Raw genomic sequence first — 12,957 nt, 5'->3', positions numbered from 1 at the left:
ATTCTCCGCTGCGTCAGGTTGTGGGGCTGAGTGCCTTCAAGGCCCGATAAAAGGTCGAGGAGAACAGCTCGTCGGGGTCGTAGCTGCGCTTGCGTACCAGGAAGAGCGGCAGTTCCGGATAGGATGCCAGCAATTGCGCGCCGGTGTAGTGCAACTGGTAGGGCAAGAAGAAACGACCGCCATATTGGATGGTCACGTCGATCAGTGCGCGCGTCAATTGCCGCATCTGCGCACTGCCTTCTTCGGATGTTGGCTGGTTGATGTAGAGCACCAGCGAGAAGGCGGGCTGCGGCGCATAGTTCAGCGCAATGTCCTCCTTGTGCACCACTCGCACCGAGGCGTTCAGCACCGGCAAGGGCTGGTTGCGCAGTATCGTGCGCACCTCGGCGACATAGGCATTGTAGGCAGCGCGCGGCACGAAATATTCGTGCAGGATATCGGTTTCACCCGCCAGATCGTTGAACAGATACGGCACGGAATCGTGCATGGGGTTGTTGCGGGTCACGAGACAGGCCTCCCCCTCGCCCATCGCCGCGGTGCGCGCCACCGTGCAGCTTTCAAAGCGCGGCTCCAGAGTCTTTTCGGTGAACCATTTCACTTCCTGGAACGGCGCACCCCATTTCGCCAGGTTCATGATCAGGCGCTTGACACCGACCGCACCGGGCTCGCCGATCGGTGGTTGATCGCCGGGCGGTTGCTCGGCCACTTTTTCGTAGCGATAGACGATCATGTCTTCGAGGAAGTTTCCCGGTGCCGTCGACAGATGGCCGTAGAACAGGCCGATCTCGCGGTTTGGTTCCAGGACCTCGCTGAAGAACCGCGGAAACTCCTCGGATTTTATGATTTCGCGGCTGGTCCGGTAGACAGCATTGTCGACGATGTCGAGCGTTGCTTCCAGCACCACGCCGAACAGGCCATAGCCGCCGACGACATGGCGAAACAGGTCGGCATTTTCTGACGCCGAACACCTCAGCACCGAGCCGTCGGCAAGCATGACGCGCAGCGACCGGATCGAACCGGCAACCGAGCCGGCCTGATGGTCCATGCCGTGCGCATTGACCGACAGCGAGCCGCCGACGGAAAAGATATCGGTCGACTGCATCGCCTTCACCGCAAAACGCGGATGCAGGATGTTCTGGATGTCGTGCCAGGTGGCACCGGGCTGCACCGTCATCGTCTTGGCAGTCGCGTCGACCGAGACGGCGTTGAAGTTGCGCATATCGAGGACGACGGCATTGTCGTCGAAGGCATGACCACCCATCGAATGGCGTACCGCCGCCATCGAGACCTTCAGGCCATTGGCGCGCGCAAACGAAAGCGCTTCCGCGACATCCTTTTCGCTGCCCACCTCGACCATGCCGTAGATGGGTGTGCGCGAAAGCCCGCTGGCATCATTCACGGTCCCGCCCTTGGTCAGCCAGGTCAGACCCGCATCATGGCTCGGCGCATTTTCCAGTGGCTGGAGAGGCAAGGCGTGACCATCCACGTCGGCGATACGTCCGGCGTCCTTCGCTGAGGAAGGGCTGCGCATCAGTCGGGCTATGGTGTTTCCGCCCCACAAAACGGCACCGCCGACCACCGCCGCACCGAGCAACAGTCGTCGGGTAGGTCGCCAGCCGCTTTGACGGTTCCCCATGCGTTGCACGGCCATGTTGCCCTCGTTTTCCAACCGATAGCGCGGGCCTTTTGCAAAGGCCATACCGCGACGGTGCGATCGGCAGCCGCGAGACACAAGAAAGCCGACCTGTCGGCCGGCTTTCTCCGAACAGCATACAGATTGGGAAGAAACGCCTTCGCGTCGGACTCAGGATGATTTGACGATCGAGGTGACAATGCCTGTCTTGTCGTCGACGGTCACCGCCACCTTGATGCCGACCTTAAGCTTGTCGACCGTCGACTCCGCCGGAAGCTGATAGATCTTGCCGTCATCGAGGGTGAACGACTTGGTATCCGGGTCGATCGATTTTATCGTGCCTTGCACTGTCGCGGCATAGCCGGCCGATACAGACAGCGCGACGAAAGCGGTCGCAGCAAGCATCTTGATTTTATTCATGGTCAGAGCTCCGTTTTTTGGGATCGGAAGCGCCCCGTCAGCTTCACACAATCACCTGCGGCGCTGCGAAAACGACGGGACATCAGAAACTAAGGAGCCCAAGGCGCCGGGACCAAATCACATTGAATAACTTTGCCAAACGAAATCATAGACTTAAAGCCATGCAACTCGGCGGGAAACGCTGTTTTTCGTTCTCCTTCAGCTGGTTAGGGCAAAAATCACACACCCAGGACATTTTTACCTCGATGCCCCTCGATGAGCCCAATTCTTCTTTGGTCCAGTTCGCACCTCTCTTCCCAAGAATCGCGCATTCTGGCATATTGGACCGGTTCAATCGGCGCTCCCGGCCGATCTTCTGAAAGTTTACGTCTTGCACCCCTCGATCGAAATTATCGGCGCGGTCGCTGCTTTCATCACGACGGTCGGATGGATTCCGCAAGTCGCCAAGATCGCCCGCGAGCGTCGCGCAGGCGACATCTCGCTTGTCACCACCGGCGTCCTCGCCTTCGGCATCCTGCTGTGGGCGCTGTATGGCATCCTGATCGGCTCCTGGCCGGTCATTCTCGCCAACGGCTTCACCTTCATGCTGGTCGGCGCCATCGTCGCCATGAAACTGCGCTACGGCTGAGCTGCCCCCAGAACCCGAGCCAGCCTCTCGTCGACACGTGCACGCAAAGTTCCGCCAAGATCCGTCGCCGGCACCAGTCGTTCGCGGCCGCTGTCCCTCAGCCGTACAAACGGATGCATCCGATATCCTGCGACCTTGCCGAGACTCTCCGGTTCAGCGCTTATGTCGACAGTGAAGATCCCGCCGATACGCCCCGGCCAGGGTTGCCGTGCCAGTGCTGTGCCCAGGAAGTCGCCCAACCCATAAGCAACAGGTGCCTGTCCGATCAGGTCCACCGGCTGCAGGACATGCGCATGATGTCCGACAACCAGGCCGAAGCCGTATTCGGTCAGCCGCCGCGCCAGCACCAACGTTTCCGCTTGCGGAAAATGCCGGAATTCCCAGCCCCAATGCGGCACCGCACATAAGAGATCCGCATTCCCTAGGCTGCCCGTGGGCCAGCGCTCGGGGTTGGATTCTGTTGATACGCGGCCAGAAAACAATGCCTCGGCAGCGTTTCGCCAAAGCGTGAAGGCAGCAAAACCTATGGTGAGACCGCCCGCGTTGACCGGCAGCATTGGGCCACCGTGTGCCGTCCCGATCATACGGATGCCGAGCCGCTGCAATGCACCGACCGTCTCCTCGAAGCCCTCGATACCCTGGTCGAGCATGTGGTTGTTGGCGAGCGACAGCACCAGCCGTTCATGACGGATACCGACCGCGGCCATCGCCTCAATGAAGAAAGCCTCCTTCATGGCGTGGTGTGTACCGAGCCACGTGCCAAACCTCGCCCGCACGCACTCGACGATCGGACTTTCACAATTGCCGATTACCAGATCGGCGGAGCCCAGCAACTCCTTCAGCCTTGGATCACAAATCGGCGCCTGGCTGGAAGCGACAGCCGAGATATCACCGACAAAAGCCAGTCGCACAGTCCTGGCTGGCCGAGGCACCAAAAGGTCCGCCGCTGCCGGTCCGAAATCCTCCGCATCGCTGTGCAGCGACGGTTTCAGGAAACGCGGCAGCCAGGAGAGCTTGTAGGAAAGCGGATAGTTCGACACGCGCGACCCAGGATTTTTCACCCCGGTTTATACACTCCGCCGCAAGCGGTGAAGTGGTACATTACGAGGACGAAGCGCTACGCTGCCCGGCCGAAGAACTCCCGCCTTGCGCCATCGTCAACCAGCCGAAGCTTGCCCATGTTGCGCAGCAGGCGCCGTGGCCGTTTCAGGGCTTCCCAGCTCAGGAAATATTTGACCAGCAGGCTGGGCGCCTTGCTGTGCGAGCCGGCATGGCCGACACGGTAGACAGCGCCACGGAACGGCAGTGGCGCCAACGGCGTACCATTTTTGGCCAGGATGTCGGCGATGCGGACATGGCTGCCCAGCATCGACTTGATCCAGTCCAGCGACGCATCTTCGAAACGCTCGGGCAGGCCATAGAGCGCGGCCCGAATGATGAGCGATGTTCCGCACAGATGGCTGAAGTCGTCATACCCGAGCAGGATCTTGCCACCGTCGTCCCAGATGTAACCCTTGTCGATCGTCCAGCCATTGGTGTTTTGATTTTCCGCCACATGTTCGACGATGCGGGCGCTGACGAAATCGTCATCGTCCACGATCATGAAGAAGCTACTGTCGCGCGCGGCCAGCATGCCCATCAGCACGCGCCGCCCCTTGTCCGCGCGGAAAGCGTCGTAGACGTCTTCGACATTGGCCTTGTCGATCTCATGCAGGACATTGGGCGGGAAGGTCACGCGCACGACGCTGAAGCCTGCCGGCAGGTCCGGGAGATCCGCGCCTTCATTGGCCACGATGATGCCTTGCCAATCGCCGTTGGTCTGGTTCGAAATCGACGCAACTGTCTGGGTAAGGTTCGCCTTGAGCAGCCCCCAGTCGCGGGCGTTGTCCTGATGACGAACAGGGATGATGAAGGTAACGAGACTCATCGCAGCTTGCCTCCGTGTTTCTTCGACATCTGCGACCTCATGCGGCGATCCTCTGTCGGGCCTGGCCGCGCGCCCAGTTTATGCCATCGTCCAGCGACGTTGCCTTGTAGGAGAGATCGGTTCCGCCCGAGAAGGCATTCATGAAACGCCGCACCTTGCCATAGCTGTTGTCCAGCACGGCGTGTGGACGCCCGATCAGCAGCGAGCAGATATGGACATGCAGCCGGTCGGTGACGATGGCTTGCCCGCGCGATATCTGGCGAATGCCACGCTGGAAGCGGTTGTGCGCCGCTGCATCGAGTTTGCGCAGCCGCACCTCGCCCGGCTTCAGCGACAGCAAGCCGGATGCAGCGCCGATCGCCTTGGAAACGCGTACGCTTCGCGCGGATTCGCTCGTCCAGTCTTCGACCGGAATATCGCCATAAGCGGACAGATCGGCATCACCCGCTTTTTCCTTGTCTGACCGCAGCATGGCGAGAACCGGAAACTCTGCCGCCGCCGGCTTGATGGCGCCAATGGCGAAGGCCATGTCCGGACAGAGGCGTACCTGGCAATCGAAGTGCTTCTCGGCGAACGCCATCGATTCCTCGTCGCGCACCAGCAACACGAAGTTCTTGTGCCGTGCGATGGCGCGTGCGCTTTCTTGGATGCGTTCGGCCGACGCGTAGTGGATCGACTGCGGGAACTGGATGATCTGGCGGTTCGGAAAACGCTCGAGAATCCGTTCACGGAAATCCTGATGCGCAACCCAGATGTCGCCGAAATTGCCGCCGCCATGGATGAAGATCGGCCCACTCGGCATCACCTGTTCCAGCTCTTCCGCCGAAAAATCATCGATGCGCGAGACGTAGGCTGGCCGCTTGCCGAAGCGATCCTTCAGATAGGCCATCTCACCCAGCCAGATCGCGGAATCACCGCAGTTGCGGATGTCCGGAAAATCGAGGATGGCCATAGGCTCCTCGACCGACAGATAGTCCTTGAGGCAGTCATGGATCCTGTCCTGCAATTCCTTGATCAGGACCTGATTTGATTTCGGCGTCATGAATGTCTCCATCTGGCATGTTGGACGGCCGCGCGTGGTCGTCGTGTATCGTCAGGCGGGGCGTACTTTCGAATAGATCTTGCCCAGGATTTTCTGGATTTCCGTTTCCGGCCCCTCGGGCCGTCCCATCAAAATCCAGAGCATGAGGGTGGAAGCGCAGTACAAAAAGCCTCCAAGGCTCACCAGAACCACCAGTTGCTTGGCGAGTTCGACCTTGTCGGTTGTGTAGTCCAGATAATGTGACGCCACCGCGACGCCGGCGGCCATCAGCGCGATGCTGGCAAGCGCGCGTACATTCGCCCAAAGCTGCTTCGACACGCTGACGCCGATGAAACGCCGCACCAGGATCATGTTGACCAGCGAACTGAACAGGCCGGTGAAGACACGACCGATGATCACACCCGGCAGGCCAGCCATGACCAGTCCGATCACCATCACCGGCACACGCACCAGCAGCATCTGGGTGTCACGGATGAACAAAAGCCGCGTCTCGCCTTTGGCCATGCCGAGTGGCTGCACCAGCGATCCCAGCGTCTGCAAGGCGAAGACCGAGGCCAGCGCCTGGATGATGAAGATCACCGGCGCCCATTTCTCGCCGAGCGTCAGCCGGACCAGCGGATCGGCGATCACCGCGACACCGATGCCGGCCGGCAGCGCTATCGCCGCGACCAGCGCCTGGACGCGCTGATAGGCAGCAGCGAGACGAGCCGGATCTTGGCGGATGCTGGCGAAGCCCGGATAGATCGTCTGCGTCAGCGGCATGGTCGCCTCACGCGTCGGCATCATCGCCAGATTGCTGCCCAGCGAGTAGTAGCCGAGCGCTGAACCACCGAGCATCTTCCCGACCAGCAGATAGTCGAAGCGCCAGTTGAGCGTATTGACGATCTGGCCGGCCGTAAGCCAGGCCGAAAAGGAGAAGAACTCCTTCATGTGCTGGAACGTGACCCTCGGCCGGAACGGCAGCACCATGTAGGAGACCACCACATTGGTGGCCTGGCTTACCAACGTGCCGATCACCAGTGCCCAGTAGCTGTGATAGATCATGGCGATCGCCACTGCCGCGACGAAACCCGTGAGCTTCTGCGAGACCGCGAGCACGAATTCCTGCCAGAAGATCAGGTCACGCTGCAGCATGATCCGGCGCGGATTGATCAGACCGCCCAAGAGGATGCTGACGCCAAGCGCCAGCATGACGCCGGTAAGCCGTGGCTCGTTGAACAGGAGCGCCGCCGGATAGGCGAAAACCGCGAACAACAGGCCGAGCAGCAACCCGCGCGAGGCGTTCAGCGTCCAGGCGGCGCTGAAATGCGATTCATCCGGAGCCTTGTGGCGGATCAGCGCTTCGGAAAGCGAAATCTGGGTGACCGTGTCGACGATCAGCAACATCGTCGTGGCCAGTGCCACAAGGCCGAAATCGGCAGGTGTCAGATACCAGGCCAGGATAAAGGTCGAGAGCGTCGCCAAAGCATTGACGATCGCCCTGGACAGGCTGAGCCACATGCTTCCCTTGACGAGGCGTCCGGTGATGCTGCTCATGCGACGACGCCCGCTCCATCAGATGGAACGATGTGCGCCGCCAGAAGGCGAGTGGTTCTTCCGGGCATTTCGAGCGCCGCCAGAGCGCTTCCGTTTTTCACGGAAACGCAGAAACTCTCCAACTCTTCATTTTTACGCAATTCCAGACGCAAAACCGCTGCGTACTTTTGCTGGAATTGCTCTAGAGCGATGTCCGCCGGTACCAAGCCGTACTCCAATCGGAACCGGTCACGGCGACAATCCTTATGGGATTTCCGCACGCGCCTGTCTTCGTTCGCCCCTGCCGCTTACCAAGACGGCCGCAAATTAGAGTCCGCTATGTTGCACCGCAATAGGAACCTGATCACGGTTCATTTCAGGCTTTCGTTATATAACCGCGACAGCGGTTTAGCCTTGCCTGACAGCCGTCTGATCCGCCCAGATATAGGCCGGAAATGTGTCAGCATTGGAGCTTTCGACAGGGAGACTCGGCTGGACTGCTTGCCTCCTCGCCTCACGCACTGATCGGCGGGCGTTTGTCTTTCCAGGGCATTGCCTGCTCGAGTTGGCTTGAGACAGCAAGCACCACGGCCTCGTCGCCGTAGCGGCCAACCAACTGCACGCCGATCGGAATGCCCTCATCCGACCAGCCGAGCGGCAGCGAGATCGCCGGCAGGCCGGAAATGTTGAACGGATAGGCAAAGCCGGCATCCGCCCATCTTGCGTTGTAGCGGTCGAGATCGCTCATCGACATGTCGTAATGCCCCATCGGGCGCGGCAATTGCGTCAATGTCGGCGTGACATAGATGTCGTAAGAAAAAAGATCCTGCGCGATAGCACGGCTGAGCCGGCGCAGTTTTTCAACATCACGCACATGCTCGACACCGCTGATCGACCGGCCGCGCTCGATCACGGCCCAGGTGATCGGCTCGACGTCGTCGCGCGTGACGGGTCGGCCGACGGCCTCGCCCAGGTTTTCGAACATCGCTGCCGTTTCGACCGGTCCCATGTGGCAGTAGGTGCTCCACGCATCATTGCCGTCGAGCGCCATATCGTGCTCCTCGACATCATACCCAAGGCCCTCCAGTGCCTTGGCGGTGGCCAGGACCGTCGCCCTCACCTGCGGGTCGACAGGCGTGCCATTGTTCGAGGTCACGGTGTAACCAACGCGCAGCCGCTTCGGCGCGCGCCGTGACAGATCGAGCCAGCTTTCGGCAGGTCTCGGCGGAACATAGGCATCGCCCGGCAATGCGCCTGCCACGGCGTCGAGATAGGCTGCGGTGTCGCGCACCGTGCGCGAATGGCACAGGAAATAGGCGCCGCCATACCAGAAGTCGCCATCGGGAGCGAGCGTGACTCGACCGCGCGAGGGTTTCAGGCCAACGATGCCGCAACACGAAGCCGGAATACGGATGGAACCGGCGCCGTCGCTCGCCTCGCTGACCTGCACCATGCGGGACGCGACCGCCGCAGCCGTGCCACCGCTGGAGCCGCCGGCCGTTATGCCTTCTTTCCATGGATTGATGGTGGCGCCGTAGAGTTTCGGCTCGGTCGAAATCGACCAACCGTTTTCCGGCGCGTTCGACTTGCCGACCAGCACGAACCCCGCCGCCTTGACCCTGCGCACGGTCTCGGAATCCGCCTGGGCGACGAGATCCTTCATGTAGGACGACGAATTGGTCAGCGGCGCGCCCTGCCATGAACTGCCGAGTTCCTTGGCAAGGAACGGAACCCCGGCGAACGTCGCCTTACGGTCGACCTCGGCTGCGGTCGCTCGCCCCATCTCATAGAGTTCGATGGACGACCGCGTTGAGCCGGGGATTGAGTTGCTCGATCAGCGTGATCGCGGTCTCGACCACCTCCAGCGGCGAGACTTCGCCACGCTGCACCAGTTCCGCAACCCCGAGCGCATCGGATTGGACATAGACATCCTGCAGGTTTGTCACGATGTTTCTCCTCCCAGAGAATGCGGCTGACCGATCGCCAGCCGAATACGATCCCGGTCCGGCCCCTCGCCCGTCCCCAACATGAAACAAGATAGGGTTGCTCAACGCGTGCTGAATGGAGCAGATCGACCATCTGTGCCGGGCCAGCACGATCCGGCCTGAAAGGTGACCGCCATTGAGGCAGCATGGACTGCGATCCCGAATCCGCTCCTGACAACCTCATGTCAGGAGCCCAGCTGACATTGCAGTCGTGAGGTCGTTCCTAACCTTTCGGCTCTTCCCATTTCAGCGGACTCCTCCCATATTCGGAGCATGGCCAAATCCCCTGAAAAGAACCCGCCTCGCCCGGAGGATCGTTCCGCACCGCGCAAGCGCGGCAACGGAGTCACCGATTACCTCGACGCTTCGGAACCGTTGCATCGGGGCGGCGGCTTCGAGGAGGCACAGCAGGCTGAATTCACCGGCACGCCGTTGAGCGGTTCGATCTCGGGCTGGGCCGAGCAGATCGCCAAGGAAGCTGAGAAGGCCCCGCCAAAACCCAAGAAAGTGCCGGAGAAGAGCGCCGCTCCGACCCGTACGGCGCGTGGTACCTCGATGGGCGGCGCAGCTTCCGCCAAGGAGCGGGCAGCTGCAGGCCTCAACCCGGTCGCCGGTCTCGACATCAGCCTGGAAGACGCAGCCTTCCTATCCAATTCGGGCGTCACCGCGACAGTTCAGGCGTTGGCCGACCTGATCGAGAGCGGCAACCCATTGCACAAGAACGGCGTGCTGTGGACACCGCACCGCCCCGAGCGTCCGGAAAAGTCCGAAGGCGGCATCACCATCAAGATGGAGACCGAGTTCACGCCGTCCGGCGATCAGCCGACGGCGATCAAGGATCTGGTCGAAGGCGTCGCCAATGAGGACCGCACCCAGGTGCTGCTCGGCGTTACCGGTTCGGGCAAGACCTTCACCATGGCCAAGGTCATCGAGGAGACGCAGCGCCCCGCCCTGATCCTCGCGCCGAACAAGACGCTGGCCGCGCAGCTCTATGCCGAGTTCAAGAAGTTCTTCCCCGACAACGCGGTCGAGTACTTCGTCTCCTACTACGACTACTACCAGCCGGAAGCCTATGTTCCGCGAACCGACACCTTTATCGAGAAGGAAAGCTCGATCAACGAGCAGATCGACCGCATGCGCCACTCGGCGACGCGCTCGCTGCTCGAACGTGACGACGTCATCATCGTGGCGTCGGTGTCCTGCATCTACGGTATCGGTTCGGTCGAAACCTATACGGCGATGACCTTCCAAATGACGATCGGCGACCGCCTCGACCAGCGGCAGTTGCTCGCCGACCTCGTCGCGCAACAGTACAAGCGTCAGGACGCCAACTTCGTGCGTGGCTCGTTCCGCGTGCGAGGCGATACGATCGAGATCTTCCCGGCCCACCTCGAGGACCGCGCCTGGCGAATCTCGATGTTCGGCGACGAGATCGAGTCGATCACTGAATTCGATCCGTTGACCGGCACCAAGACCGGTGACCTGAAGAGCGTGAAGATCTACGCCAACTCGCATTATGTGACGCCGCGGCCGACACTCAACCAGGCCATCAAGTCGATCAAGGAAGAGTTGCAGCATCGCCTTGTCGAGCTCGAAAAAGCCGGACGCCTGCTGGAAGCGCAGCGGCTGGAACAGCGCACGCGCTTCGACCTCGAAATGCTCGAGGCAACCGGCTCCTGCGCCGGCATCGAGAACTATTCACGCTACCTCACCGGTCGCAACCCCGGCGATCCGCCACCGACGCTGTTCGAATACATCCCGGACAACGCCCTGGTGTTCATCGATGAAAGCCACGTCACCGTACCGCAGATCGGCGGCATGTACCGGGGCGACTTTCGGCGCAAGGCGACGCTGGCGGAATATGGCTTCCGCCTGCCGTCCTGCATGGATAACCGGCCGCTGCGCTTCGAGGAATGGGATGCCATGCGCCCGCTCACCGTCGGCGTCTCGGCCACGCCGGGCAGCTGGGAGCTGGAGCAGTCGGGCGGCGTCTTCGCCGAACAGGTCATCCGCCCCACCGGCCTTATCGACCCGCCAGTCGAGGTCCGTCCAGCCAAGAGCCAGGTCGACGATGTCGTCGGCGAAATCCGTGAAACCACCGCCAAGGGCTACCGGACGCTGGTGACGGTGCTGACCAAGCGCATGGCCGAGGATCTGACCGAATATCTGCACGAGAATGGCATTCGCGTGCGCTACATGCACTCCGACATCGATACGCTGGAACGCATCGAGATCCTGCGCGACCTGCGCCTCGGCGCATTCGACGTGCTGGTTGGCATCAACCTGCTGCGCGAGGGCCTCGACATTCCCGAATGCGGTTTCGTCGCCATCCTCGATGCCGACAAGGAAGGCTTCCTGCGTTCGGAAACTTCGCTGATCCAGACCATTGGCCGCGCCGCGCGCAATGTCGACGGCAAGGTCATCCTCTATGCCGATACCGTCACCGGCTCGATGGAACGCGCGATGGCGGAGACCAATCGCCGCCGCGAAAAGCAGATGGAATACAACACCGCCAACGGCATCACCCCGGAAAGCGTGAAGTCGCGCATCGCGGACATCCTGGATTCGGTCTACGAAAAGGATCACGTCCGCGCCGACATCTCGCAGTTTACCGACAATGCCGGCGCGATGATGGGCAACAACCTCAAGGCCCATCTGGAAGCGCTCGACAAGCAGATGCGCGATGCCGCCGCCAATCTCGATTTCGAAAAGGCCGCCCGCGTACGCGACGAGATCAAGCGGTTGCGCGAGATGGAACTCGCCATTTCCGACGACCCGCTGGCGCGTGAAGTCGAAGGGCAGAGTCCCGCCTCTGGTCGTGAGAAGGGCAAGCACAACAAGGGTGTCGCCAGACATCGTACCGCCGAAGAACAGGAGCGTTTCCGCAAGCTCGACGAAGCGCGTGCCGCCGAAGAAGCCACCAAGGCTGCCCGGCCCAACCTGTTCCGCAAACCGCACCTCGACGAGATGGGCGCCGATGGCGCGGTTCCGGTGAAGAAACCGCTGTTCCAGAAACCCTCCATCGACGACATGGGCCCAGGAACCGATCAGGAGACACCGGCCGGCGCAATCTCACGTTCGCTGTTCAAGAAGCAGACGGCTGCCGAAGCGCATGGCTCGGATTACGGCACGCCGGATGACGGCAAGTCGCTGTTCCGCAAGAACTCGCTCGACGAGATGACGGTGCGGCGCACCGAAAAGCCCGTCGAAGGCACGCTTCCTGTCAAACCCGAGGACGTCAAGCCGATCGTGCGTGAGCGCGCTGGCATCGGCTCCTACGAGGATCCGGGGGACAAGGCCAGGCAGAAGCGGCGCCCGGGCAAGACAGGCCGGCCAGGACACTGACATCCTCGGTAACCACACTTGCCGGGAAGGGCAGTGCCGGTTTCAGAAAGAGGTAATGGTTGCGCTTTATTCTCGGCGAAACGGGCTCTCAACCGGGGCGGCGTTTCCAATGAAGCCAGACAGAAGAACTGACATCTCATCGGATGGTTCTGACGGCCGCGGCGCTGCAGCACTCCTCGCTGCCGGGCTGACACTGGCCGTAGTCGTCTGTTCATATTTCTTCGAAAGCGCTCTTGGCCAAGGTGGCTATCTGCTTATGACGGTTCCGTTTTCACCGGTGCTGTTCGGTATCCTTTACTACATGCTGAGGCGCAGCGTTTAACCGGCACATTTCGGCCAGTCATCCCGCCATCGCGTTCGCCAGTAAGCCTGTTGCGAAAAAAATCTCGCCCCCGCTGTCGGGAAGCAGTCGCACCATTCGTTCCTTGGATGTCGGCACAATGATGTCGCCGCCAACAAGGG

The 12,957-nt window shown here is 61.1% G+C and carries 12 protein-coding genes; 3 read left to right on the top strand and 9 right to left on the bottom strand.

The window, feature by feature from the left end:
• Window positions 1-13: 13 nt before the first annotated feature.
• Window positions 14-1,651: an FAD-dependent oxidoreductase gene (locus ACFJIU_RS04130; RefSeq protein ID WP_379067762.1), complete on the bottom strand. Its 1,638-nt coding sequence runs from the start codon at window positions 1,649-1,651 to the stop codon at window positions 14-16.
• A 153-nt stretch (window positions 1,652-1,804) separates the two neighbouring features.
• Window positions 1,805-2,053 carry a DUF1344 domain-containing protein gene (locus ACFJIU_RS04125; protein WP_379067759.1) on the bottom strand — a complete coding sequence of 83 codons (249 nt, stop codon included), beginning with the start codon at window positions 2,051-2,053 and terminating at the stop codon, window positions 1,805-1,807.
• 370 nt (window positions 2,054-2,423) lie between these two features.
• Here ACFJIU_RS04125 and ACFJIU_RS04120 point away from each other — a divergent pair, with 370 nt between their 5' ends.
• Entirely contained in the window at window positions 2,424-2,681 is a 258-nt protein-coding gene (locus ACFJIU_RS04120) for a SemiSWEET family sugar transporter (RefSeq protein ID WP_379067756.1), read from the top strand.
• On the opposite strand, the gene ACFJIU_RS04115 is transcribed toward ACFJIU_RS04120, so the two are convergent.
• The 7 genes from ACFJIU_RS04115 to ACFJIU_RS04085 form a co-directional block, all read right to left on the bottom strand.
• A complete protein-coding gene (locus ACFJIU_RS04115; RefSeq protein ID WP_379067754.1) occupies window positions 2,672-3,721 on the bottom strand; it encodes a CapA family protein in 1,050 nt (349 codons plus the stop codon). The genes ACFJIU_RS04120 and ACFJIU_RS04115 overlap by 10 nt on opposite strands.
• Before the next feature lie 77 nt (window positions 3,722-3,798).
• Window positions 3,799-4,608 (bottom strand): galactosyl transferase, encoded by an 810-nt coding sequence (locus tag ACFJIU_RS04110; protein WP_379067751.1) that lies wholly within the window; start codon window positions 4,606-4,608, stop codon window positions 3,799-3,801.
• Between the two features lie 37 nt (window positions 4,609-4,645).
• Window positions 4,646-5,650: a polysaccharide pyruvyl transferase family protein gene (locus ACFJIU_RS04105; RefSeq protein ID WP_379067748.1), complete on the bottom strand. Its 1,005-nt coding sequence runs from the start codon at window positions 5,648-5,650 to the stop codon at window positions 4,646-4,648.
• 51 nt (window positions 5,651-5,701) lie between these two features.
• On the bottom strand, window positions 5,702-7,186 hold the full coding sequence (locus ACFJIU_RS04100) for a lipopolysaccharide biosynthesis protein (RefSeq protein ID WP_379067745.1): 1,485 nt from the start codon (window positions 7,184-7,186) through the stop codon (window positions 5,702-5,704).
• Window positions 7,183-7,392, bottom strand: a complete 210-nt coding sequence (locus ACFJIU_RS04095) for a hypothetical protein (RefSeq protein WP_379067743.1) — start codon at window positions 7,390-7,392, stop codon at window positions 7,183-7,185. Before ACFJIU_RS04095 ends, ACFJIU_RS04100 begins: the two co-directional genes overlap by 4 nt.
• A gap of 287 nt (window positions 7,393-7,679) precedes the next feature.
• A complete protein-coding gene (locus ACFJIU_RS04090) occupies window positions 7,680-8,948 on the bottom strand; it encodes an amidase (protein ID WP_379067741.1) in 1,269 nt (422 codons plus the stop codon).
• A 1-nt stretch (window position 8,949) separates the two neighbouring features.
• Window positions 8,950-9,111: a hypothetical protein gene (locus ACFJIU_RS04085; RefSeq protein WP_379067738.1), complete on the bottom strand. Its 162-nt coding sequence runs from the start codon at window positions 9,109-9,111 to the stop codon at window positions 8,950-8,952.
• Window positions 9,112-9,423: 312 nt separating this feature from the next.
• Here ACFJIU_RS04085 and uvrB point away from each other — a divergent pair, with 312 nt between their 5' ends.
• Together uvrB and ACFJIU_RS04075 are read left to right on the top strand one after the other, a co-directional pair.
• Window positions 9,424-12,495, top strand: coding sequence for an excinuclease ABC subunit UvrB (gene uvrB / locus ACFJIU_RS04080; RefSeq protein WP_379067736.1), 3,072 nt, complete (start codon window positions 9,424-9,426; stop codon window positions 12,493-12,495).
• A 109-nt stretch (window positions 12,496-12,604) separates the two neighbouring features.
• A complete protein-coding gene (locus ACFJIU_RS04075) occupies window positions 12,605-12,817 on the top strand; it encodes a hypothetical protein (protein WP_379067733.1) in 213 nt (70 codons plus the stop codon).
• The last annotated feature ends 140 nt before the right edge of the window (window positions 12,818-12,957 follow it).

This window comes from Mesorhizobium sp. UC74_2 (assembly GCF_042701485.1).
Classification (GTDB): Bacteria; Pseudomonadota; Alphaproteobacteria; order Rhizobiales; family Rhizobiaceae; genus Mesorhizobium.
Note: the sequence above shows the minus strand (reverse complement) of the source record. Positions and strands in the feature narration are given on the sequence as shown.